The organism is Rhodococcus aerolatus, from assembly GCF_054783215.1.
The window spans coordinates 1-22852 of sequence record NZ_BAAGQZ010000037.1 but is presented as its reverse complement, the minus strand read 5'-3'; the positions used below and the strand labels follow the sequence as shown (position 1 = coordinate 22852).

The 22852-nt window shown below is 74.1% G+C and carries 24 protein-coding genes; 10 read left to right on the top strand and 14 right to left on the bottom strand.

Annotated features, from left to right (window positions below; translation table 11 throughout):
• Positions 1 to 126: 126 nt before the first annotated feature.
• The 6 genes from ACYVOF_RS14050 to ACYVOF_RS14025 are packed head-to-tail and all read right to left on the bottom strand — an operon-like array spanning position 127 to position 5434.
• Positions 127 to 1269, bottom strand: a complete 1143-nt coding sequence (locus tag ACYVOF_RS14050) for an Mrp/NBP35 family ATP-binding protein (protein WP_460867469.1) — start codon at positions 1267 to 1269, stop codon at positions 127 to 129.
• The gene (locus tag ACYVOF_RS14045; protein WP_460867467.1) at positions 1266 to 1802 is read right to left on the bottom strand and encodes a DUF1003 domain-containing protein; all 537 of its coding nucleotides are present in this window, start codon (positions 1800 to 1802) and stop codon (positions 1266 to 1268) included. Before ACYVOF_RS14045 ends, ACYVOF_RS14050 begins: the two co-directional genes overlap by 4 nt.
• On the bottom strand, positions 1795 to 3081 hold the full coding sequence (locus ACYVOF_RS14040; protein ID WP_460867466.1) for a magnesium transporter MgtE N-terminal domain-containing protein: 1287 nt from the start codon (positions 3079 to 3081) through the stop codon (positions 1795 to 1797). Before ACYVOF_RS14040 ends, ACYVOF_RS14045 begins: the two co-directional genes overlap by 8 nt.
• Before the next feature lie 9 nt (positions 3082 to 3090).
• Positions 3091 to 3495, bottom strand: coding sequence for a hypothetical protein (locus tag ACYVOF_RS14035; protein WP_460867465.1), 405 nt, complete (start codon positions 3493 to 3495; stop codon positions 3091 to 3093).
• Positions 3495 to 4385, bottom strand: coding sequence for an HpcH/HpaI aldolase/citrate lyase family protein (locus tag ACYVOF_RS14030; protein ID WP_460867463.1), 891 nt, complete (start codon positions 4383 to 4385; stop codon positions 3495 to 3497). Before ACYVOF_RS14030 ends, ACYVOF_RS14035 begins: the two co-directional genes overlap by 1 nt.
• Positions 4382 to 5434 carry an HpcH/HpaI aldolase/citrate lyase family protein gene (locus ACYVOF_RS14025; RefSeq protein WP_460867462.1) on the bottom strand — a complete coding sequence of 351 codons (1053 nt, stop codon included), beginning with the start codon at positions 5432 to 5434 and terminating at the stop codon, positions 4382 to 4384. Before ACYVOF_RS14025 ends, ACYVOF_RS14030 begins: the two co-directional genes overlap by 4 nt.
• A gap of 78 nt (positions 5435 to 5512) precedes the next feature.
• Here ACYVOF_RS14025 and ACYVOF_RS14020 point away from each other — a divergent pair, with 78 nt between their 5' ends.
• The 3 genes from ACYVOF_RS14020 (at position 5513) to ACYVOF_RS14010 (ending at position 8045) form a co-directional block, all read left to right on the top strand.
• Positions 5513 to 6061, top strand: coding sequence for a Dps family protein (locus ACYVOF_RS14020; RefSeq protein WP_460867460.1), 549 nt, complete (start codon positions 5513 to 5515; stop codon positions 6059 to 6061).
• A gap of 151 nt (positions 6062 to 6212) precedes the next feature.
• Positions 6213 to 7412, top strand: a complete 1200-nt coding sequence (locus tag ACYVOF_RS14015; RefSeq protein ID WP_460867458.1) for an acyl-CoA dehydrogenase family protein — start codon at positions 6213 to 6215, stop codon at positions 7410 to 7412.
• A gap of 108 nt (positions 7413 to 7520) precedes the next feature.
• Positions 7521 to 8045 (top strand): YflT domain-containing protein, encoded by a 525-nt coding sequence (locus tag ACYVOF_RS14010; protein ID WP_460867537.1) that lies wholly within the window; start codon positions 7521 to 7523, stop codon positions 8043 to 8045.
• Between the two features lie 73 nt (positions 8046 to 8118).
• Here ACYVOF_RS14010 and ACYVOF_RS14005 read toward each other — a convergent pair whose 3' ends face one another.
• From ACYVOF_RS14005 to ACYVOF_RS13985, 5 genes are all read right to left on the bottom strand, one after another.
• Positions 8119 to 9375, bottom strand: a complete 1257-nt coding sequence (locus tag ACYVOF_RS14005; protein WP_460867456.1) for an ABC transporter ATP-binding protein — start codon at positions 9373 to 9375, stop codon at positions 8119 to 8121.
• Between the two features lie 52 nt (positions 9376 to 9427).
• Positions 9428 to 10261, bottom strand: coding sequence for a carbohydrate ABC transporter permease (locus tag ACYVOF_RS14000; RefSeq protein WP_460867454.1), 834 nt, complete (start codon positions 10259 to 10261; stop codon positions 9428 to 9430).
• Positions 10261 to 11217, bottom strand: a complete 957-nt coding sequence (locus ACYVOF_RS13995) for a carbohydrate ABC transporter permease (RefSeq protein WP_460867536.1) — start codon at positions 11215 to 11217, stop codon at positions 10261 to 10263. The genes ACYVOF_RS14000 and ACYVOF_RS13995 overlap by 1 nt, the downstream gene beginning before the upstream one ends.
• Positions 11218 to 11228: 11 nt before the next feature.
• Entirely contained in the window at positions 11229 to 12569 is a 1341-nt protein-coding gene (locus ACYVOF_RS13990; protein ID WP_460867453.1) for an extracellular solute-binding protein, read from the bottom strand.
• A gap of 171 nt (positions 12570 to 12740) precedes the next feature.
• Entirely contained in the window at positions 12741 to 13961 is a 1221-nt protein-coding gene (locus ACYVOF_RS13985) for a DUF4032 domain-containing protein (protein WP_460867451.1), read from the bottom strand.
• 90 nt (positions 13962 to 14051) lie between these two features.
• On the opposite strand from ACYVOF_RS13985, the gene ACYVOF_RS13980 reads away from it, so the two are divergent.
• Positions 14052 to 14624 carry a suppressor of fused domain protein gene (locus tag ACYVOF_RS13980; RefSeq protein ID WP_460867449.1) on the top strand — a complete coding sequence of 191 codons (573 nt, stop codon included), beginning with the start codon at positions 14052 to 14054 and terminating at the stop codon, positions 14622 to 14624.
• A gap of 2 nt (positions 14625 to 14626) precedes the next feature.
• Entirely contained in the window at positions 14627 to 15700 is a 1074-nt protein-coding gene (locus tag ACYVOF_RS13975) for a DUF2332 domain-containing protein (protein ID WP_460867447.1), read from the top strand.
• On the opposite strand, the gene ACYVOF_RS13970 is transcribed toward ACYVOF_RS13975, so the two are convergent.
• On the bottom strand, positions 15697 to 16779 hold the full coding sequence (locus tag ACYVOF_RS13970; protein ID WP_460867446.1) for a magnesium and cobalt transport protein CorA: 1083 nt from the start codon (positions 16777 to 16779) through the stop codon (positions 15697 to 15699). The genes ACYVOF_RS13975 and ACYVOF_RS13970 overlap by 4 nt on opposite strands.
• A 177-nt stretch (positions 16780 to 16956) precedes the next feature.
• Between ACYVOF_RS13970 and ACYVOF_RS13965 the strand changes: the two genes are divergently transcribed.
• Genes ACYVOF_RS13965 through ACYVOF_RS13950 form a run of 4 tightly spaced genes read left to right on the top strand, consistent with a single transcriptional unit; the run spans position 16957 to position 19561 of the window.
• Positions 16957 to 17457 carry a MaoC family dehydratase gene (locus ACYVOF_RS13965; RefSeq protein WP_460867444.1) on the top strand — a complete coding sequence of 167 codons (501 nt, stop codon included), beginning with the start codon at positions 16957 to 16959 and terminating at the stop codon, positions 17455 to 17457.
• Positions 17458 to 17491: 34 nt separating this feature from the next.
• The gene (locus tag ACYVOF_RS13960; RefSeq protein WP_460867442.1) at positions 17492 to 18349 is read left to right on the top strand and encodes a PHP domain-containing protein; all 858 of its coding nucleotides are present in this window, start codon (positions 17492 to 17494) and stop codon (positions 18347 to 18349) included.
• 1 nt (position 18350) lies between these two features.
• The gene (locus tag ACYVOF_RS13955) at positions 18351 to 19271 is read left to right on the top strand and encodes a RecB family exonuclease (RefSeq protein ID WP_460867441.1); all 921 of its coding nucleotides are present in this window, start codon (positions 18351 to 18353) and stop codon (positions 19269 to 19271) included.
• Positions 19268 to 19561, top strand: coding sequence for a hypothetical protein (locus ACYVOF_RS13950; protein WP_460867439.1), 294 nt, complete (start codon positions 19268 to 19270; stop codon positions 19559 to 19561). The genes ACYVOF_RS13955 and ACYVOF_RS13950 overlap by 4 nt, the downstream gene beginning before the upstream one ends.
• 46 nt (positions 19562 to 19607) lie before the next feature.
• Here the strand turns inward: ACYVOF_RS13950 and ACYVOF_RS13945 are convergent, their stop codons facing one another.
• Positions 19608 to 20459 carry an oxygenase MpaB family protein gene (locus tag ACYVOF_RS13945; RefSeq protein ID WP_460867437.1) on the bottom strand — a complete coding sequence of 284 codons (852 nt, stop codon included), beginning with the start codon at positions 20457 to 20459 and terminating at the stop codon, positions 19608 to 19610.
• 78 nt (positions 20460 to 20537) lie between these two features.
• On the opposite strand from ACYVOF_RS13945, the gene ACYVOF_RS13940 reads away from it, so the two are divergent.
• Positions 20538 to 21326, top strand: a complete 789-nt coding sequence (locus ACYVOF_RS13940) for a ParA family protein (RefSeq protein ID WP_460867435.1) — start codon at positions 20538 to 20540, stop codon at positions 21324 to 21326.
• 12 nt (positions 21327 to 21338) lie between these two features.
• On the opposite strand, the gene ACYVOF_RS13935 is transcribed toward ACYVOF_RS13940, so the two are convergent.
• Positions 21339 to 22565 carry an Rv3212 family protein gene (locus ACYVOF_RS13935; RefSeq protein ID WP_460867534.1) on the bottom strand — a complete coding sequence of 409 codons (1227 nt, stop codon included), beginning with the start codon at positions 22563 to 22565 and terminating at the stop codon, positions 21339 to 21341.
• Positions 22566 to 22852 lie beyond the last annotated feature (287 nt).

Here is a 22852-nt window from a genome sequence, read left to right as displayed (position 1 = left end):
GGGACCGCCTCCGCAGGTAGTCCGCTACATGCGGTGCGGCGGGCGGGCTGGCGCGCAGGTAGCCCGCTTGATGCGGGCCGGCGGGCGGGCTGACGCGCAGGAAGCCCGCTAGATGCGGGGGTGGCGCTAGCGGCGGGCGGTGTCGATGCCGAGGCTCATGCCGGCGAGACCCCGGGCCCGGGTGGAGAGCCGGTCCGCGACCCCGCGCAGCGCGACCGCGGCCGCGGACTCGGGGTGCGAGAGCACGACGGGCACGCCCGAGTCGCCACCCTCGCGGACGTCGGTCTCCAGCGGCACCTGGCCGAGCAGCGGCACGTCGGACCCCACGGCCTTGGTCAGGCTGGCGGCCACGGTCGCACCGCCGCCGGAGCCGAAGATCTCGTTGCGCGAGCCGTCGGGCATGACCATCCACGACATGTTCTCGACCACGCCGACGATGCGCTGGCGGGTCTGCAGTGCGATCGCCCCGGCCCGCTCGGCGACCTCGGCCGCCGCCTGCTGCGGGGTGGTGACCACGAGGATCTCCGCGCCGGGCACGAGCTGGGCCACCGAGATCGCGATGTCCCCGGTGCCGGGGGGCAGGTCGAGCAGCAGCACGTCGAGGTCGCCCCAGAACACGTCGGCCAGGAACTGCTGCAGCGCGCGGTGCAGCATCGGCCCGCGCCACACCACGGGGGCGTTGCCCGGGGTGAACTGGGCGATGGAGATCAGCTTCACCCCGTGCGCCTGCGGCGGCATGATCATCTTCTCGACCTGCGTGGGCCGGGCGTCGGTGCCGAGCATGCGGGGCACGGAGTGGCCGTAGATGTCGGCGTCGAGCACGCCCACGGAGAGCCCCTTGGCGGCCATCGCGGCGGCCAGGTTCACGGTGACGCTGGACTTGCCCACCCCGCCCTTGCCGGAGGCGACGGCGTACACGCGGGTCAGCGAGCCGGGCTGCGCGAACGGGATCACCGGCTCGCCGGCGTCGCCGCGCAGCGACTTGCGCAGCTCGGTGCGCTGGTCGTCGCTCATCACGTCGAGCTCGACCCGCACCGCGCCCACCCCGGCCACGTCGGAGACGGCCTTCGTGACGCGCTCGGTGATCTCGGTGCGCATGGGGCAGCCCGACACCGTCAGGTAGATGCCCACGTCGACGCTGCCGTCGTCGCGGACGTCCACCGACTTGACCATGCCCAGGTCGGTGATGGGCTTGCGGATCTCGGGGTCGTCCACCCGGGCCAGGGCGGTGCGGACCTGGTCCTCGGACACCTGCGTCGCGTTCGTCATCGGCGCCCACTGTAGGGCGGCCCGCCGTCGCCGCTCTCCCCGGCGCCGTCGAGGCTCCGCTCGACCACCAGGGTCTTGAGCTCCTCGAGCTCGCGGCGCAGGTAGTCGCGGGTGGCCACCTCGCCGACGGCGATGCGCAGGGCGGCGATCTCCCGGGCCAGGAACTCGGTGTCGGCCTTGGTCCGCTCGGCCCGCGAGCGGTCCTCCTCCAGCGACACCCGGTCGCGGTTCTCCTGCCGGTTCTGCGCGAGCAGGATCAGCGGCGCGGCGTAGGCGGCCTGGGTGGAGAAGGCCAGGTTGAGCAGGATGAAGGGGTAGGGGTCCCACTGCAGGCTGACCGCGAAGACGTTGAGCGCGATCCAGACGATGACGATGACGGTCTGGATGGCCAGGTAGCGGCCGGTGCCGAGGAAGCGGGCGATGGACTCGCTGACCCGTCCGACGGCCTCGAGGTCGAGGTTGAGCCCGATGCGCCGCGGCCCCTTGGGCGTCTCCAGCCGGCGGCGGGCGGCGCTCTCCCGTGCCTCAGCCACGGGTCACCTCGACGACGACGCGGTCCTCGTCGTCCTCGTCCATCCGCCAGCCGTCGGGCAGCAGGTGGTCGAGGACGTCGTCGACGGTGACGGCCCCGAGCAGGTGGGACTCGTCGTCCACCACGGGCGCGCACACCAGGTTGTAGCGGGCGAAGTACCGGGTGACCTCCTGCAGCGTCGACTCCGGGGAGAGCTGCGGCAGGCCCTGGTCGAGGACGCCGCCGATGAGGTCCGACGGTGGCTCGCGCAGCAGCCGCTGCAGGTGCACGCAGCCCAGGTAGCGCCCCGTCGGGGTCGCCGTGGGCGGCCGGGCCACGAACACCAGGCTGGACAGCGCCGGGGTCAGGTCGGGGTTGCGCACCCGGGCCAGCGCCTCGGCCACCGTCGCCGCCGGGGTCAGCACCACCGGCTGCGGGGTCATGAGCCCACCGGCGGTGTCGGGAGAGTGCTGCAGCAGCCGTCGCACCGGCTCGGACTCCTCCGGGTCCATCAGCGCCAGCAGCGCCTCGGAGTCCTCGCTGGACAGCTCGCCGAGCAGGTCCGCGGCGTCGTCGGCGTCCATGGCCTCGAGCACGTCCGCGGCCCGCTCGAGCTCGAGGTAGGTGATGATCTCGGCCTGGTCGTCCTCGGGCAGCTCCTGCACCACGTCGGCCAGGCGCTCGTCGTCCAGGGCGTCGGCCACCTCGTGGCGCCGCTTGAGCGGTAGCTCGCGCAGCGCGTGGGCGACGTCGGCGGGCCGCAGGCCCTCGAACTGCTCGAGCAGGTGCTCCGCGCCCTGGCCGGGCCGCGCCATCTCGGTGGGGGTGAGCCCGTCGACCTCGCCCCAGCCCACCACCACGACGGGCCCGCGGCGGCTCAGGCGGCCCCGGCTGCCGCGCACGGCCACCCGGGTGAGCACCCAGTCCCGGGTGCGGGTGGTCTCGATGGCGGCGTCGGTGACGACGGCGTCGCCGCTGAGGTCGTCGGAGCGGACGCGGACCCGGGCGTCGAGCAGCTGGGCGAGCACCAGGACCTCGTTGGGCCGCTGGGCGAAGCGGCGCAGGCTCACGTTGCCGCTGGCCAGGGTGACCGACGTGGGGTCGACGGCGGTGACCCGCAGCATGGGCACGAAGATGCGGCGCCGGGTGACCAGCTCGACGACGAGACCCAGCACCCGCGGCTGGCCGGTGGCCCGCACGGTGACGACCACGTCCCGGATCCGGCCCAGGGACTCCCCGTCGGGGCCGAGGACGGCCAGGCCGGCGAGCCGGGCGACGAAGACCTTGCTCTGCGATGCCACGGGCCCAGGTTATCGGGGCGCGAGGCCCCCTCCGCCCGCGCTGCCCGCGGCCCCGGCCAGAAGGTCGAGCGCCCACACGTCCTGCCACGCGGGGGCGGCGTTGCGCCGGGCCGCCCGCAGCAGCTCCTCGGCGGCGTCGCGCTCCGCCCCGGCCAGGGCGCGGGCCTCGCTGCGGACAGCGCCCAGCGCGCTGCGGCTCCCGGCGGCGGCCACGGTCACCACCACCGCGACCCCCTCGGCCAGGCCGGGCACGGCCTGCTCGGCGCCCCCGGCGGCGACGAGCAGCCGCCCCGCGAGCGGGCCGCGGCCGGGCCACACCGCCCACACGAGCCGGTCACCGTGGCCGGGCGTGCGCAGCCAGACCGAGGCGGCCTTGCGGAGAGCACCATCGAGGTCCGCCCGGGTCGGGGCCATCAGCCCAGGGCGGCGATGGCCTCGGCGACGGCCAGCGTGCGCAGCGCGTTGTCGCGGTGCAGGTTCTCGATCATCTTCCCGTCCACGGTGACCACGCCGCGGCCGTCGCGCTCGGCCTCGGCGAAGGCGTCGACCACCCGGTGGGCGAACGCGACCTCGTCGTCGGTCGGCGCCCACACCCGGTTGGCCACCTCGACCTGGCTGGGGTGGATGAGCGTCTTGCCGTCGAAGCCGAGCTGCGCGCCCTGGCGGCACTCGGCCTCGAAGCCCTCGGCGTCCTTGGTGTCGTTGAACACCCCGTCGAGGCAGGCGATGCCTGCCTCGCGGGCACCCAGCAGCGCGGTGGCCAGGTGGGGGACCAGCGCGGCCCGGCCGGGCAGCAGCGCCGCGCGCAGCTCCTTGGCCAGGTCGTTGGTGCCGAGCACGAAGGCGGCGACGCGGGGGAAGGCGGCGATCTCGCGCACGTTGAACAGCCCCGACGGGGTCTCGATCATCGGCCAGATCGCGGTGTGGTCGGGCACGCCGGCCGCCTCGAGCACGTCGGTCAGCCGGCCGAGGTGCTCGGCGCCGCTGACCTTGGGCACCACGATCGCGGCGGGCCCGGCGGCCGCGGCGGCGGCCAGGTCGTCGGCCCCCCACGGGGTGTCGAGGCCGTTGCAGCGGATCGTCACCTCGCGCCCGCCGTAGCCGCCGTCGGCGACGGCCCGGCAGGCCTGCTCGCGCGCGGCGGGCTTGGCGTCGGGGGCGACGGCGTCCTCGAGGTCGAAGATCAGCGCGTCCGCGGCGATCGTCTTCGCCTTCTCCAGCGCGCGGGCGTTGGAGGACGGCATGTAGAGGACGGACCGCCGGGGCCGCACGTCGTCGGTGCTGCCGGTGCCTGCGGTGCTCACGGCGCGATCCCGTAGGCCTCGGCGAGCTCGGGGTCACGCCGGGCCAGCTGGGTGGCGAGGTCGACCACCACCTGGCACTGCTTGTAGGAGGCGTCGTCCTGCATCTTGCCGTCGATCATCACCGCGCCGGAGCCGTCGCCCATGGCCTCGATGACGGCCTGCGCGGCGTGCACCTCGGCCGGCTCGGGGCTGAACACCTTCTTGGCCACCGCGATCTGCTTGGGGTGCAGGCTCCAGGCCCCCACGCAGCCCAGCAGGTAGGCGTTGCGGAACTGGTCCTCGCAGGCCAGCACGTCGGCGATGTCGCCGAAGGGGCCGTAGTAGGGGTAGATGCCGGCCGCGGCGCAGGCGTCGACCATGCGGGCCACCGTGTAGTGCCACAGGTCCTGCTGGAACGTGGGCCGCGGGGCCTCGGGGTCCTCGCCGGGGTCGGTGCGCACCAGGTAGCCGGGGTGCCCACCGCCGACGCGGGTGGTCTTCATGCGGCGGTCGGCGGCCAGGTCGGCCGGGCCCAGCGAGATGCCCTGCATGCGGGGGCTGGCCTGCGCGATCTCCTCCACGTTGGCCATGCCCGACGCGGTCTCGAGGATGGCGTGCAGCTGGATGGGCCGGGTGATCCCCGCCTTGGCCTCGAGCTGGGCGACGAGGCGGTCGACGTAGTGGATGTCCTGGGCGCCCTCGACCTTGGGCACCATGATCACGTCGAGCCGCTCGCCGATCTCGGTGACCAGGGTGGTGAGGTCGTCGAGCACCCAGGGGCTCTCCAGGCTGTTCACCCGGGTCCACAGCTGGGCCTGCGCGAGGTCGGCCTCCTTGCCCACCGTCACGAGGCCCGCGCGGGCCGCCTCCTTGTTCTCGATCTTCACCGCGTCCTCGAGGTTGCCCAGGAGCACGTCGACGGTCTTCGCGATGTCCGGCGCCTTGGCGACCATCTTCTCGTTCGAGGGGTCGAAGAAATGGATCATCCGGGACGGCAGCCACGGGATCTCGCGGAGCGGGGCGGGGGCCCCGACGGCCAGGGGGCGGAAGAAGTCCTTGGGGGAGCGCACGGAGCGGAGGCTAACCGATGGCCCCCGCCCGGGTCCGGCCGTCCTGCGTCGTCACCACCGCGAGGTTAGGGTCACCTCATGTCTGACTCCACCCCGTTTTACACCGTCCCCGGCATGTCCCTCGAGCAGGGCTCCGAGGTCGCCACGCTGCTGCAGGACCGGCTGCACGCCTACAACGACCTGCACCTGACGCTCAAGCACGTGCACTGGAACGTCGTCGGCCCCGCCTTCATCGCCGTCCACGAGATGCTCGACCCCCAGGTGACCGCGGTGCGCGGCTTCGCCGACGACGTCGCCGAGCGCATCGCCACCCTCGGCGGCTCGCCGCAGGGCACCCCGGGCGCGCTCGTCGCCGCCCGCAGCTGGGACGACTACTCCATCGGCCGCGCGGGCACCCAGGAGCACCTGGCCGCGCTCGACCTCGTCTACACCGGGGTCATCGCGGACCTGCGCGACGTCATCGCCAAGGTCGGCGACCCCGACCCGGTCACCGAGGACCTGCTCATCGGCCACGCCGGCCAGCTGGAGCAGTTCCAGTGGTTCGTCCGTGCGCACCTGGAGACCTCCTCGGGCCGGCTCGCCGACGCCGGCGACACCACGGAGAAGGGTGCCGCGCAGGACGCGTGACCTGCCTCTCACCTGCAGTGCTCCACCTGCGGCCCCGCACCGACCGGTGCGGGGCCGCAGGTGCCGGTGGGCCCTACCCGGCGGTAACCTCAGGCCCCACCGGGCGCCGTCGACGCTGACCGCGCGCCCCCGATGAACCGGAGAGTGCGCCATGGCCCGGCTTGCCCAGACCGCCGACCTGACCGACGTCCAGCGGGAGATCCTCTCCACCGTCCGCACGTTCGTGGACAAGGAGATCATCCCGCGCGCGCAGGAGCTCGAGCACGCCGATGAGTACCCGCAGGAGATCGTCGACGGGATGAAGGAGATGGGGCTCTTCGGCCTCATGATCCCGGAGGAGTACGGCGGCCTCGGCGAGTCGCTGCTGACCTACGTCCTCGTGGTCGAGGAGATCGCCCGCGGCTGGATGAGCGTCTCCGGCGTCATCAACACCCACTTCATCGTCGCCTACATGCTGATCCAGCACGGCACCCCGGAGCAGAAGGAGCGCTACCTGCCCCGCATGGCCACCGGCGAGGTGCGCGGCGCCTTCTCCATGTCCGAGCCCGGCCTGGGCTCCGACGTCGCCGCCATCCGCACCAAGGCGGTCAAGGGCGAGGACGGCGGCTACACCATCGACGGCGCCAAGATGTGGCTGACCAACGGGGGCAGCTCGACCCTGGTCGCCACGCTGGTCAAGACCGACGAGGGCGCCGAGAAGCCCTACCAGAACCTGACCACGTTCCTCGTCGAGAAGCCGTCGGGCTTCGGCGAGGTCAAGCCGGGCCTCACCATCCCCGGCAAGATCGAGAAGATGGGCTACAAGGGCGTCGACACCACCGAGATGGTGTTCGACGGCTACCGGGCCGAGGCCTCCGACATCCTGGGCGGCGAGCCGGGCCGCGGCTTCGCCCACATGATGGACGGCGTCGAGGTCGGCCGGGTCAACGTCGCCGCCCGCGCCTGCGGCATCTCGATCCGCGCCTTCGAGCTCGCGGTGGAGTACGCCCAGCAGCGCACCACCTTCGGCAAGGCCATCGCCCAGCACCAGGCCATCGCGTTCCAGCTCGCGGAGATGGCCACCAAGGTCGAGGCCAGCCACATGATGATGGTCAACGCAGCACGCCTCAAGGACTCGGGCAAGCGCAACGACGTCGAGGCCGGCATGGCCAAGCTCCTCGCCAGCGAGTACTGCGCGGAGGTCACCACCCAGGCGTTCCGCATCCACGGCGGGTACGGCTACTCCAAGGAGTACGAGATCGAGCGCCTCATGCGCGAGGCCCCGTTCCTGCTCATCGGCGAGGGCACCTCGGAGATCCAGAAGACGATCATCAGCCGCGGCCTGCTCAAGGAGTACGCGTCCAAGCGCTGACCCGCGGGGCACGAATCGGTCGACCCGGGCGTTGACCTGGGCAGGGACCGACCGTCGGCGCGCGCCGCGCCGCAGCACCACGAAGGAGAACACCACATGAGCAGCCCCATGCAGTCCCCGATGTCGCGGGGGATGGGCCAGCAGGGCAAGGGCCTGCCCACGCCCACCCCGCCGACCGGGTGGCCCATCGGCTCGTACCCCACCTACGCCGAGGCGCAGCGCGCCGTGGACTACCTGTCCGACCGCGAGTTCTCGGTGCAGGACGTCACGATCGTCGGCGTCGACCTCATGCAGGTCGAGCGGGTCACGGGCCGGCTCACCTGGGGCCGGGTGCTGGGCGCCGGAGCGGCGTCGGGCGCGTGGCTCGGTGTCTTCGTCGGCCTGCTGCTGAGCCTGTTCTCGGCCGGGGGCGGGCTGCTGGGCCCGCTGCTGACCGGTGTGCTCGTCGGCATCGTGTTCGGCGTCATCTCCGGGGCGCTGACCTACGGCGCGACCCGCGGGCAGCGGGACTTCTCCTCCACCATGCAGCTCGTCGCCGGCCGCTACGACGTGCTGTGCGAGCCGCGCTCGGCCGAGCAGGCGCGCGACCTGCTCTCCACCCTCTCGATGGGCAGCACCGGCGACCAGCGCTGAGCCGACCCGCACGACGGCGCCGCCGGACCCCTCGCGGGTCCGGCGGCGCTGTCGTCGTCCGGGGGTCGGGCGGCTAGGCGGCCCCGCTGCCGGTGAGGCTGCCGCTGGCCTCGGCGACCTGCTCCTCGCGGTCCTCGTTGGCGATGCGCGTCAGCTCGGCGCCGGCCTCGGCGTCGCGGGTCAGGTTCTCGCCGGACTCCGGGTCGAAGACGTGGATCTTGCGGGAGTCGAGCCAGAACTCCGCCTCGCGGCCCTCCCGGATGCGGCTCGCGGCGTCGATGGAGACGACCGCCTGGGTGCGCAGCTCCTCGGCGTCGAGCTCGGCGGAGAGCTCGCGCATCTTCTGCCGCACCGCGTCCGGGGCCTCGTAGGGGATGTAGGCGTACTGCTGGTCACCCAGCCACTCGGTGACGTCGACCTTGGCCCGGAACGTCGAGCCCTTCCCCCGCTTGTCGCCCTCCACGAACGAGGCGTCCTCGAAGTACTCCGGCCGGATGCCGACGAGCAGCACGTCGTGCCCGGCGCACTTCTCGGCCCGGTCCGCGCCGAGCTCGACGGGCCCGAACGGGGTGGACAGGCTGGTCCCGTCGAGCGTCGCCGGCAGGAAGTTCATCGGGGGCGAGCCGATGAACCCGGCGACGAAGAGGTTGACGGGCTGCTCGTAGAGCTCGCGCGGTGAGGCGACCTGCTGGATGGCGCCCTTGCGCAGCACGCAGACCCGGTCCCCGAGGGTCATGGCCTCGGTCTGGTCGTGGGTGACGTAGACGGTGGTGATGCCCAGACGCCGCTGCAGCCGGGCGATCTCGGTGCGCATCTGGCCGCGCAGCTTGGCGTCGAGGTTGGACAGCGGCTCGTCGAAGAGGAACGCGTCGGCCTCGCGGACGATGGCCCGGCCCATGGCGACCCGCTGGCGCTGGCCGCCGGAGAGGTTGGCCGGCTTGCGGTCGAGGTGCTCGTGCAGGTCGAGGACGTCCGCCGCCTCCTTGACCAGGGCGTCGACCTTGTCGTCGGCGGTCTTGGACAGCCGCAGCGGGAACGCGATGTTCTCGTAGACGCTCATGTGCGGGTAGAGCGCGTAGTTCTGGAACACCATGGACAGGTTGCGGTCCCGCGGGGCTTTGTCGTTGACGCGCGTCCCCCCGATGACCATGTCGCCGGAGGTGATGTCCTCCAGGCCCACGATCATCCGCAGCAGGGTCGACTTCCCGCAGCCCGACGGTCCGACGAGGATCATGAACTCCCCGTCGGCGATGTCGAGGCTGACGTCGTTGACGGCCGGGAAGCCGTCGCCGTACTTCTTGACGATGTTCTTCATCTCGATCGAGGCCATGGCGGGGGTCCCCTCCGGGGTGGGTCGGGTCTGGTGACGGGTGGTGGGGCGGTCAGCCCTTGACGGCGCCGTTGGTCAGGCCGGCGACGATGCGGCGCTGGAAGACCAGCACCAGGACGACGACCGGGATGGTGACGATGACCGCGGCGGCCGCGATGGCGGTCGACGGGTCCTCGAACTGCGAGGCGCCGGAGAACAGGCCCAGCGCCGCGGGCACCGGCCGCGACGCGTTCGTCGAGGTCAGCGAGATGCCGTAGACGAAGTCGTTCCAGGCGATGAAGAAGCTGATGATCGCGGTGGTGAACACCCCGGGCGCGGCCAGCGGCACGATGACCTTGCGGAACGCCTGCCAGGTGGTGGCCCCGTCGACCTGCGCGGCCTGCTCCATCTCCCACGGGATCTCGCGGAAGAACGCCGACATCGTCCAGATCGAGAGCGGCAGCGTGAGCGAGAGGTAGGGGATGATCAGGCCGGGGATGGTGTCGTACAGGCCGACGATGCGCCACAGGTTGAACAGCGGCGTGACGATCGAGATGACCGGGAAGATCGCCACCGCCAGCGCCGCCGACAGGATGAACTTCTTGCCGGGGAACTCCAGGCGGGCGATCGCGTAGGCCGCGAACGCCGAGAGGACCACCGAGATCGCGGTCGCGGACAGGCAGACGACGAACGAGTTCCGCAGCGCGGGCAGGAACAGGTCGCTGGCGTCACCGGTGAGGATCTGCGAGTAGTTGCCCCAGGTGAACACGGTGGGCAGGAACGACTCGTCGGACACGCTGCTGGGGTCCTTGAGCGACAGCGAGACGATCCACGCGATGGGCAGCAGGCAGTACACGGCGATGACCAACCCGCCGACGCCCCACCAGGTCTTCTCCTTGGTCGACATCAGTTGTCACCCCTGGTCTGCGAGAGGTCCACCCGGAACAGCTTGATGAAGACGAACGCGATGAGCACGACCACGAGGAACAGCAGCACCGACACCGCCGAGCCGAGGCCGATCTCGAGGCGCGCGATGGTCTGCCGGTAGGCCAGGAACGACACGGACTCCGTGCCGTTGGCCCCCGCCGTCATGACGAAGATCGAGTCGAACACCCGGAACGCGTCCAGCGTGCGGAACAGCAGCGCGACCATGATGGCCGCCTTCATGTTCGGGATCGTGACCCGCACGAGGCGCTGCCAGGCGGTGGCGCCGTCGACCTTGGCGGCCTCCTGCAGCACCTCCGGCACCTGGGCCAGCCCGGCGAGCAGCAGCAGCGAGATGAACGGCGTCGTCTTCCAGATCTCCGCCAGGCAGATCACCACGATGGACGGGGTGAAGCTGCCGAACCAGTCGGTGCTGCTGTCGATGCCGGGCAGCCAGCCGAACCAGCTGTTGACGAAGCCGGTGCTGAGGTCGAAGGCGAACTGCCAGGCGAACGCGGAGACCACGGTGATGACGGCGTAGGGGATGAGGATGACGGCCCGCAGGAACGGCCGCAGCGCCTTGAGCGCCTTGTTCATCACCATGGCCAGGCCGAAGCCGAGCACCAGCTCGACGGCGACCGTGACGACGGTGATGAGCACCGTGACGCCGATCGACCTCCACCACAGCGGGTCGGTGAGGATGACCAGGTAGTTGTTGAGCCCGACGAACGACCGGTTCGCCGGGTCGGTGAGCCGGAAGTCGAACAGCGACTCGTAGGTGGCCTGCGCGATCGGGTACGCCGTCACGCCGAGCATGACGACGAGCGCGGGGCCGGCCAGCAGCCAGCCGAGCTTGCGCTCGGCCCTGGCCCGGTCGGACAGCCCGTTGCGGGACCCGGCGCGGCGCTCCGCACCGTCCCCGGCGGTCGGGCGGTCCAGGGTGGGTGCGCTCACAGCAGCCTCTTCTTCTGCAGCACGGCCGTGATCAGGTCCTCGGCGGCCTTCGCCGTCTGCTGCGGTTGGATGCTCTCGTACGGGTGGTAGGTGCGCTGCAGACCGCCGGAGACCTCGCTGTAGTACGGCGTCTGCGGCCGGGGGGCGGCCTGGCTCAGCGACTGCAGGATGGTCGGGGCCATGGGGAACTTCGCCAGGACCTCGGGGTCGTCGTAGACGGTCGCGTTGGCGGCCGGGTTGCCGTTGGAGACGAAGTAGTAGCTCTGGTTCTCCTTGGACTGGATGCACTCGGTGGCCTCGTAGGCCAGGTCGGTGTGCTTGCTGGCCCGGCCGACCCCGAGGCTGATCCCGCCGTAGGGCGGCGCGGCGTCCTTGTCGGCCACCGACTTCGGGTAGACCGCCCAGCCGAGGTCGTCCAGGACGGCCTGGTCGGCGGAGCCCTTCTCCACGTCGCCCTGCAGCTTGGGGTAGATGAACGGGTAGTTCACCTGGAAGGCGGCCGCCCCGCTCTCGAAGTTGGCGGCGCTGGTGCCCTCGTCCTCGGTGGACAGTGCCGGCCCGCCCAGGCCGCGGGTGGCGAGCTCGTTCATGATCGCGCCCGCGGTGTAGCCCGCCTCGGAGTCGATCCCCAGCTTGATGTCGTTGGGGTCCTCGGCGTTCTGGGCGATGATCGTGCCGCCCGCGCCCTCGATGAGCGCGTTGTAGAACACGGTCAGCGACTCGGCCCGGATGCCCTGGGCGGCGATGGTCGTCTGCTGCTGGGCGGCGGCGTCGAACACCTGCTGCCAGGTCACGTTCGACATGTCCAGGCCCGCCGCCGCGGCGACCGACTTGCGGTACCAGAGCAGCTGGGTGTTGGCCCAGAACGGGACCGCGACCAGCTCGCCCTTCCACGTCGAGCCCTCGATCGCGCTGGGCACGATGTCCTGGGTGACGCGCTGGGCCACGTCCTCGGGGACCGGCGCGAGGAAGCCCGCCTGCGCGAACTCCGGGATGAACGGCGGGTCCAGGCTCATGATGTCGATGGACGAGTCGTTCACCGCGAGCCGGCGCACCAGCTGCTGGCGCTGCTCGGCGGCCTGCCGGGGCAGCACGGCGGTGGCGATCGTGTACCTCCCGCCGGCCGCGGCGGTGCAGCGCTGGGCGATCTCGGCCTGCCCGCCGTCATCGGGGTTGGTGTACCAGGTGAGCGTGGGCGCCCCGGAGTCCGAGCTGCCGCAGGCGGTCAGCACCGAGGTCAGGGTGAGCGCCGCGAGACCGGCCACCACCACCCGCCGCAGCGGCCCACCACCGCGGGCGGCGCCCCCGGTCCCCGCCCTGCGTCGACGATGCGTCATCGGCCCCCCTCCAGCGAGAACCGTCCCCCGCGGACGATCACCGGACGGCCACTGTTACCCGGATCACAAGGGGTGTCAACCGAGCCACACCCGCCCCACCGGACCCGTCGTCCGACCGTGACCCGGCCGTGCTCCGGGTCGCCCCGGCTGCGTCCGGGACGGCCCGCCGCGTCAGGCCAGCGCCGAGGGCGTGGTCACCTCGGCCGGCGTGTCCGGCAGCACCGTCGCGAAGTACGACCGGGCCGCCTCGCGGGTGCCGACGTCGCGCCCGGCCCGCTCGGAGAGGAACCAGCGGTGCTCGAGGACCTCGTGGAAGACCTGGGCCGGGGCGAGCCGGCCCCGCAGCTCCGGCGGCACCGCCTCGACGGTCGGGGAGTACACCCGCGCCAGCCACCGGTGCCCGGCCTCGGCCTCCGGCACGGGGTGGCCGCGCTGCTGCTCGAGCCACGCCCGGTAGCTGCGGACGTCGTTGAGCAGCCGGCGGGCCTGGTTCTCCTGGGTCTCGAGCCCGGTGAGCCGGAACAGCTCCCGGCGGTGCTGGCCCTGCTCGGCCACCCGGGTCTCCACCCGCAGCCGGGCGCCCTCGTCGGACGTCACCAGCTCCACCTCGCCGACGTCGAAGCCGAGCTCGTTGATGCGGCGCAGCCGCTCGGCCACCCGGTAGCGCTGCTCGTCGAGCGGGATCAGCTCCTCGCGGGTCACCTCGTCCCACAGCGCCTCGTACCGCGGGGGCAGGTCGTCGGCCACGTCGACCGGGTCGATGTCCTCGGGCAGCAGCCCGCCGAAGCGCAGGTCGAGCAGCTCGGCCCCCACGCGCTCCCGGGCCAGGTCGACGTCGTGGCGGCGCTGCCCGACGGTCAGCGTCGGGTACCGCTCCACCGTCTCGGCGTCGACGAGGTGCGCGGCCAGCGTCCCCGCGTCGGGCCGGAACAGCGTGTTGGACAACGAGCAGTCGCCCCAGAACACCCCGGCCAGGTGCAGCCGCACCAGCAGCTCGACGAGGGTGTCGAGCAGCTGGTCGGTGGAGTGGTCGGTGCGCGGGCTGGAGAACAGGTAGCGGTAGGACATCGAGTACTCGAGGTAGCGGGTGACCAGGATGGCCGGCAGGTCGTCGGGCCGGCCGACGCAGATGCCCAGCACCGACACCGTGGGCAGGCCCTCGGCCTCGAACTCGGTGAGCCGGGCGTACTCGTGCCGGGCGAGCCGCTCGCCGATCTCCTTGAGCGCGTAGACCCGTCCCTCGACGGCGACGAAGCGCACCACGTGCCGGGAGATGCCGCGCTGCGGGACGGTGAGCAGCAGCTCGGGGTCCCACTCCTCGAGCGGGGTGCCCCACGGCAGCGGCAGCAGCCCGGTCGCCTCCGTGGCGGGCGGGCGGAAGAGGTAGCGCACACCGACCTCCGGCGGACGGGGGAGCGGACCGGGGGTGTGAACCTACCGGCCGGCGCGGTCGGCCCGGCACGGTTGGCGTTCAATGGTGGCGTGAGCGAGGTGGGTGCGGCCGTCACCGCGCACCTCGCCGCCCACCTGGGGGCGGACCCGGTCCGCGCGTCGGTCACCTTCCTCGGCGTCGACCCGCTCGAGGTGCTCCGCTTCGGCCCCGACGACGACGGGCTGGTCCGCTACGCCACGCTGGGCTGCTCGGAGCGGCCGATGGGCGACGCCGCCGACGTCGTGCACGACCCGGTGCGCGGGCCGCGGGCCGAGCTGGTGCTCACCGTGCGCGGCGGGGTCGACGGCGTGCTGCGCTCGCTGGCCGTGCTCGCCGCGACACCGGTGGTGGAGGGCCTGGTGCTCGTCCCCGACGCGCTGCTCGACCTCTCCGAGCCGCTCTGGGACGGTGCCGCCTTCACCGCGGTGCTGCTCGGTGCGGGCGCGCTGCCCGACGTCGTCCTGCCCGAGCCGGCCGACCCGGTGGCCTTCCTGGCCGTCGTGCCCGTGACCGCCACCGAGGCCGCGTGGGTGCGGCTGCGGGGGGCCGACGCGCTGCGCGAGGCGTGGGCGGAAGCGGGCGTCGACACCACCGACCCGGCCCGCTCGGCCGTCTCGCTCTGACCGTGGGCCCGCTGCTCGACGCACTCCGGGAGCAGGCGCCGCTCTGCCTGCCGAGCAGCCCGCTGACCCACCGGCTGCTGCTCGACGCCGCGGCGGACCTGCAGGCCGGCGGGGACGTCGCCGTGGTGCTGGCCGGCCACGAGCACGACCGGCTGGCCGACGCCCCCGGGCTGCGGCTGGCCGGGGCGCTGCACCGCCTCGCGCTGCTGCGCCGCGCCCCGGGCTACGCACTGCACCTGCCCAGCTGCGGCGGCACGCCCGACCTGGACCGGCTGTGGCCCGCCGCGGCCGACGCGCTGGCCGAGCACCGCGACACCGTGCGCGCCTGGGTGGACGCGACCGCGGTGCAGACGAACGAGGCGGGCCGGCTGGGGCCGCTGTGGGGCGGGCTGCAGGTGGCCTCGCAGCAGGCGGGGCTGCCGGTGCGGCTGCTCGAGGTCGGGGCCAGCGGCGGGCTGAACCTGCGCCCGGACCGGGTGGGCCTCGACACCCCCGCCGGGCTGCTGGGCGACGCGACCTCGCCGTTGCGGGTCACCGCGGCGTGGACCGGTCTGCCCCCGGCCGAGCTCGACCGGCCGCTGGCCGTGGTGGCGCGGGCCGGGGGCGACGTCGACCCCGTCGACCCGGGCTCCACGGCGGGCCGGGCGCACCTGGGCTCGTTCGTCTGGCCCGACGACCGGGTGCGGTGGGAGCGGCTGCGCGCCGCCCTCGCGCTGGCCGCGGCCGAGCCGGTCGTGGTGCGGCGGGCCTCGGCGGCGGCGTTCCTGGCCGAGGAGCTCGCCGCGCCCGCGCCCGGGGTGCTCACCGTGGTGTGGCACTCCGTGGTGCGCCAGTACGTGGACCGCGCCGAGCGCGCCCGGGCCCGGGAGGTGCTCGCCGGCGCCGCGGCCCGCGCCGACGCCCGGGCCCCGCTGGCGCACCTGTCCTACGAACCGGTGCGGGTGGTCCTGCCCGACGGCACGCCCGGCCACCGGTTCGAGCTGCGGCTGCGCACCTGGCCGGGGGACGGCGCGGTCCGGGTGCTCGGCCACGGCGGCGGGCACGGCACGCCGTTCAGGTGGACGGCCTGGAGCTAGAGCCAGCCGTTGCGGCGGAAGCCGCGCCACAGCAGCACGCAGGACCCGAGCATGACCAGCAGGACCACGTAGTAGCCGTACCGGGTGTGCAGCTCGGGCATGTTGTCGAAGTTCATGCCGTAGATGCCCGCGAGCATCGTGGGCACGGTGATGATCGCCGCGTACGCCGCGATCTTGCGCATGTCGTTGTTCTGCTGCACCGAGAGCTTGGCCACGGCCGTGTCCACCAGCGTGGTGAGCACCTCGTCGTAGCTGGCCACCCGCTCCGAGACCGCGGTGTGGTGGTCGTCGACGTCGCGGAAGTAGCGGCGGATCTCCGGGTCGACCAGCGACGAGCTGTCCCCGACCAGGCGCTTCAGCGGGCCCCCGAGGGGTTCCACCGCGCGCCGCAGCTCCACCACCTCGCGCTTCATCAGGTAGATCTGGTCGATGTCGATCGCCGTGCGCGGCGAGAAGATGTTCTCCTCCAGCGCGTCGATGTCGCCCTCCACCGCGTCGACCACCTCGAGGTAGCGGTCCACCACGTGGTCGGCGATCGCGTGCAGCACCGCCGCGGGCCCCAGCGCGAGCTGCTCGGCGTCGTGCTCGAGGGCGTCGCGCAGCTGCGCCAGCCCGGAGTGGTCGCCGTGGCGGACGGTGACCACGAAGTCGCGACCGAGGAACACCATGACCTCGCCGGTCTCGACGATCTCCTTGGCGGTGGCGATGGACTCGTGCGCGACGTACGACACGGTCTTGAGCACCACGAACAGGGTGTCGTCGTAGCGCTCCAGCTTGGGCCGCTGGTGGGCGTGCACCGCGTCCTCCGCGGCGAGGTCGTGCAGCCCGTAGGTGTCGGCCACCGCCGTCATCTGCGCCTCGTCGGGGGCGTGCAGGCCCACCCACACGAACCCCTCGCCGCGCCGGCGGACCTCGGCCAGGGCCTGCTCGTGGGTCCAGCGGCCCTCGACGCGCCCGCCGGCCACGTAGACCGCGCAGTCGACGACGGCGGCCGCGGGGGAGGCGGCGGCCGAGCCCGGACGGGCGGACCGGCGCGGCACGTGGGGCCGGGCCAGTCGGGGGGCGGGCAGGGCAGGCACTCGTCAGCTCCTCCGGTGGCGACGGGGGCGTGCGGCCGGGCTCGGCCGCACGTCGGCGGGGGCGTGGTGGCTCCGCGGGGGCGGGCCGCCGGGCGACGCTACCCCGGCACCGGTCATGCTGGGCGGGTCGAGCCCGCGCCCCACCGGCCCGGGCGTCCCAGCGGGAGGAGCGCAGCGGTGCAGTTCGGGCGGTACTACGAGGAGTTCGAGGTCGGCGCGGTCTACAAGCACTGGCCGGGCAAGACGGTCACCGAGTACGACGACCACCTGTTCTGCCTCATCACCATGAACCACCACCCGCTGCACCTCGACGCGCACTACGCCGAGGGCACCCAGCAGGGCCGCAACGTGGTCGTGGGCAACTACGTCTACTCGCTGCTGCTCGGCATGAGCGTGGCCGACGTCTCGGGCAAGGCCATCGCCAACCTGGAGGTCGAGAGCCTGCGCCACGTCAAGCCGACCTTCCACGGCGACACCATCTACGGCGAGACCACGGTGCTGGACAAGACGCCGTCGAAGTCGAAGGACGACCGCGGCGTGGTGCACGTCGAGACCATCGGCTACAACCAGGACGGCGTCGTGGTGTGCATCTTCCGGCGCAAGGTCATGGTCCCCAAGCAGTCGCACGCGCAGGCCGCCGGCGGCGAGCAGCCGGGCCGCCCCACCCCGCAGCGCTGAACCCGGTGTCGGGCACCTGCGCCACACTGGGCCCATGACCCGGCGCACCGACCTGCACACCCACTCGACGGCGTCGGACGGCACCGACTCGCCGGCCGAGCTGGTGGCGCACGCCGCGGCGGCCGGCCTCGACGTCGTCGCGATCACCGACCACGACACGACCGGGGGGTGGGCGGAGGCCGCGGCGGCGCTGCCGGCGGGCCTGGCGCTGGTGCGCGGCATGGAGCTGTCCTGCACCAGCGCGGGCGGGCTGACGGTGCACCTGCTGGGCTACCTCGTCGACCCGGACGCCCGCGCGCTGGCCGACGAGCGGGACCGGCTGCAGGGCGAGCGGCGCAGCCGGCTGCGGGCGATGGCCGAGCGGATGGCGGCCGACGGCTACCCGGTGGACCCCGACGAGGTGATGGCGTCGGCCACCGGGTCCGCCGGTCGGCCGCACCTGGCCGCGGCCCTGATCCGCGGCGGGGTGGTGGCGAACACGGACGAGGCGTTCGCCGACCTGCTGCGCGACGGCGGGCCGTACTACGTGGACAAGGCGGACACCCCGCTGGCCGACGGCGTGCGGCTGGTCCGCGAGTCCGGCGGCGTGCCCGTCCTCGCGCACGCCCTCGCGCGGCCCAGCGACGGCCGCAACCTGACCCTGGACGAGATCGCCGCCCTGGTGCCGGCGGGCCTGGCCGGCCTCGAGGTCGACCACCCCGAGCACGCCGAGCCCGAGCGCGAGCAGCTGCGGGCCCTGGCCGCGGAGCACGACCTGCTCGTCACCGGGTCGAGCGACTACCACGGCGACCGCAAGGTCAACCGGCTCGGCCAGTGCACCACCGCGGACGAGCAGCTCGAGCGGCTCCTCGCACTCGGCCACGGGGTGCCGCTGCTGACCGGGGGTGCCTGAGGTGCCCGCGGGCGAAGAGCAGCTGGGCCTGGAGGGCATGCCGACCCGGCTGGTCAAGGTGACCCCGTCGAAGCTGGGGACCTTCTCGTCGTGCAAGCGGCGCTACCGGATGACCTACCTCGACCGGCCGGCGCCGCCGCGCGGGCACGCCTGGGCGCACTCCACCGTGGGGGCCTCGGTGCACAACGCGCTGCGCGCGCTGCTGGTGCGGCCGCCGCGGGAGCGGACCCCGGAGGTCGCCCGCACCGAGCTGGCGGCCGCGTGGGGCGGGGAGGGCTTCGCCGACGCGGCGCAGTCCGCGCGGTACCGCCAGGTCGCCGCCGACCAGGTCGCGGCCTACGTCGCCGAGTCGGACCTGGGCGAGGTCGAGGCGCTGGGCCTGGAGCGCTGGGTGTCCGCGCCCGTCGGCACCATCGTCGCCGAGGGCCGGGTGGACCGGATCGACGCCCGGCCCAACGCCGACGCCCCCGGGGGCACCGAGGCCGTGGTGGTCGACTACAAGACGGGGCGGCGGCCCCCCGACGTCGACGAGGCGCGGGGCTCGCAGGCGCTCGCCCTCTACGTCCTGGCCACCCGCCGCACCCTGCGCAAGCCGTGCCGCCGGGTCGAGCTGCACCACGTGCCCACGGGCACGGTGGCCGCGTTCGAGCACACCCCGGCCTCGCTGCAGCGCCACCTCGTCCGCGCCGAGGAGTCGGCCGAGGAGATCGCGCTGACCTCGGACACGCTGGCCGCGGGCGGCAGCCCGGAGGAGCTGTTCCCGCCCTCGCCCGGGCCCCGCTGCTCGTGGTGCGACGTGCGCCGGAACTGCCCGGAGGGCCGGGCCGCGGCCCCCGAGCTGGCGCCGTGGGCCGGCCTGGCCGACCTCGACGCCCCGCCCCCGGCCACGGGCGGGGTCGACGGCGAGGGGGACGGGGCGTGAGCACCCGGACCGACGTGGCCGGGGTGCGGCTGCTGCGGGGGGTCTCGGGGGTCGTGGCGGGGGCGCTGGTGGTGATGGCGGTGGTCGTCGTCGCGGCCGAGGTGGTCTCGACGCAGCGGGCGGTGGAGGGACCGGGCGCCGCGACCGTGGCCCTGCACGTGGTGGCGGCGCTGCTCGCGGTCCCCGCCCAGGTGCACGCCGACCACCGCCGCGGTGCCGCCGCCGTGCCCGGGGCGCTCGTGGTGGTCCTCGTCGCCGTGGCGCTGCTGTGGGCGGCCTGGTGGCCGTAGGCCCGGGGGATGCCTCGGTGGCCGTAGGCCTGCTGGCCGTGGGGGCTCAGGCGGCGGCGGGGCCCTGCGCGGCCACGCGGGCGTGGGCGGCCCGGACCGTCGGGCCCTCCCGGTAGCGGGCGGGCAGCGCGCCGAGCGCGGTGCGCAGCCCGCGCAGCGCGACGGTCGCCCCCACGTCGGTCGTCGGCAGCCCCGGCAGCCGGTACAGCCGCCGCGCCCACGGCGGCATGAGGCAGAACCCGAGGCCGGCGAGACCGGCCCACGCGGGCCGCGCGGGGGTCAGCAGCCGCACCCGCCACGGCATCGGCGGGGCGAGCAGCAGCCGTGCGCCGTCCCGGGTGTGCGGGCTGCAGACCAGCTGGGGCCGCACCTGCTGCAGGTACTCCTCCACCTCGGCGCGGCTCGACGGCACCTCGGTGGCCCCGAGCAGCTGCGCCACCTGCACCTGCTCGGCGTAGTAGGCGTCCTGCTCCTCCCCGGTCAGCCCGAGCCCGCCGCGCTGCACGGCGGTGAGGAAGCCGTGCACCTCGGTGACGTGCACCCAGGTGACCAGCTCGGGGCTGCCCGCGGAGTACTCCCGGCCGGTGACCGGGTCGGTGCCCCGGACGTAGTCGTGCATCCGACGCACGTGCGCGGCGACCTCCTCGACCTCAGCGGTGGTGCCGAAGTTGACCGTGGTCACGTACTGCGCGGTGCGGCCGAAGCGGGGCCAGAAGTCCTGGTCGTAGCTGGAGTGCTCGAACACCCCGGCCATGGCCAGGGGGTGCAGCGCCTGCAGGAACAGCGCCCCCAGCCCGCCGACGCCGGCCACCGGGTCGGCCTGCACCCGCCAGCTGACGCTGCCCGGGCCGAACAGGCCGGCGGCGTCGTCGCGGGTGGCGGGTTCGGTGGGGGTCACGCCCCCCAGGGTCGGGGCTCGCGTCCCGACCCGCCAGTCGGGCCGGTGCCACGGCCGCGACGTGGGAGGATCACCGCCGTGACGACGGTGGTGGCGGTGGCGAACCAGAAGGGTGGCGTCGCGAAGACGACCACCGTCGCCTCCCTGGGGGCCGCACTGGCGGCGCTGGGCCAGCGCGTGCTCCTGGTCGACCTCGACCCGCAGGGGTCGCTGACCTTCTCACTCGGCCACGACCCCGACGCCCTCGAGCGCTCGGTCCACGAGGTGCTGCTGGGCGACGTGCCGCTCGCCGACGCGCTGCTGGGGACCGCGGAGGGGCCGACGCTGCTGCCGGCGACCATCGACCTCGCCGGCGCCGAGGCCATGCTGCTCATGCGCGCGGGCCGGGAGTACGTGCTCAAGCGCGCGCTGGGCACGGTGCTCGAGGACTACGACGTGGTGCTCGTCGACTGCCCGCCCTCGCTCGGGGTGCTGACGCTCAACGGGCTGACGGCGGCCGACGCGGTGCTGGTGCCGCTGCAGTGCGAGACCCTCGCCCACCGCGGCGTCGGGCAGCTGCTGCGCACGGTGGCCGACGTGCAGGCCATCACCAACGAGGGCCTGACGCTGCTGGGCGCGCTGCCCACCCTCTACGACGCCCGCACCACGCACTCCCGCGACGTGCTGGCCGACGTCTCCGACCGCTACGGCCTCGCCGTGCTGGCCCCGCCCATCCCGCGCACCGTGCGCTTCGCCGAGGCCTCGGCCTCCGGGGCGACGGTGCTCACCGGCCGGCGCAACAAGGGCGCGACCGCCTACCGCGAGCTGGCCGAGAACCTGCTGGCGCACTGGACCGACGGCACCCCGCTGGCCACCGTCGAGTCCTGACCCGCGCCCCGGTCAGGGGGCGCGCAGCCCGACGACGAGACCGCCGCGCTGCTCGAGCCAGGTGTCCCCGGCCGTCTCGCTCGTCACCGGGCCGTCGGTGGCCGGGTCGTAGGACCCGCGGTCGACGGCGGTGGTCCGCTGGACCGCGCCGGTGGCCGTGTCGACCACGGCGATGCCCCCGGGCACCGGCACGTCCATCGCCGCGCCCGCGGCCACACCGGGGCCCAGGGTGGTGGGCAGGGTCCACAGCGGGGCCAGGTCGGCCTTGGACAGCGCGACGGTGGCGCCGCCGGTCCACCAGGTGGTGAGCGTGCCCGTGCTGGTCGTCGCCTCGGTGCGGCCGGCGGGCCGGGCGGGGACGCCCAGACCGGGCACGGGGTGCTCGGCGAGCACGGCGCCCTGGCCGTCGTAGACGACCAGCCGGGGCACGTCGCCGGGCAGGAGCACCGCGGCGCGGTCCCCGGTGACGGCGACGACACGGGCGCCCTCCACGCCGAGCAGCACCGAGCCGAACTCCTGCGGCTTCTCCGCGTCCGAGGGGGCGCTGGCGATGGTGGTCAGCCGCTCGGAGTCGTCCCCGGGGCACCGCTCGACGACGACGACCCGCCCGTTGGTGGTGCCCGTCGAGCGCAGCTCGCACCCGGTGCGGGGCTGCGACGACGGGTTGACCGGCGCGTCCACCCGGCCGAGCTCGGTGGTCCGGACGAGGTCGGAGCGCCACACCTCGAGGCGGGTGTCCCCGACGGAGGTGAGGTAGGTGCCGTCGCCGAGCTGGGAGACCTCGTCGTCGGCGTCGCTGCTGCGCTGCGGGCCCCGGGCCCCGTCCGCGCCGCGCAGGGCGGTGACCTGGCTGCAGCCGCGACCGTCCCGGTAGACGGCCACGGCGTGGCTCCACTGCACCGCCTCCGCGCACAGCGGCAGGTCCCGCGCGTAGCGCCACAGCGGGGCGCCGGTCACCGGGTCGTGCCCGGTCACCGTGCCCCCGTCGGCGGCCACCACGGCCCCCGCCGCCACACCGGGCCGGGTGCTGGCCCCGCTGGGCAGCGAGTAGGCCGTCACCAGCGCGGCGGGCAGCGCCGGGCTCGGCGCCAGCGGGGTGGCCGGGGTGGTGGCCGTCTCGGAGTCGGTGGCCCGGGCGTCGCTGCCCGCCCACAGCGCCCCCGCGGCGAGCGCGACCACCACGACGATCGCCGCGGCCACGACGAGGTCCCGGCGGGTCCGCCGCTCCGGTGCGGGCAGCGGGGACCGCCGGCGGGCGGGACGGGTCACGCGCGGGTCAGGCGTCGGTGGGACCGGACGAGCCGGCCCCGGTCGCCGTGCCTGCCCCGCCCTCAGCACCGGCACCGGCACCCCCGCCGCGACGGCGGCGGCGACGCTTGCGGGGCGCGGTAGCCGTGGCGTCGCCGGCGGCAGCGCCCTCGGTGGGTGCAGGGCCCGCGTTGGCGGCCGGCGCTGCACCTGTGCCGTCCCCGCTGCGGGTGCGGCGCCGCGGGCGGGTCCGGCCCGACCCGGGCGCGTCGCCGTCA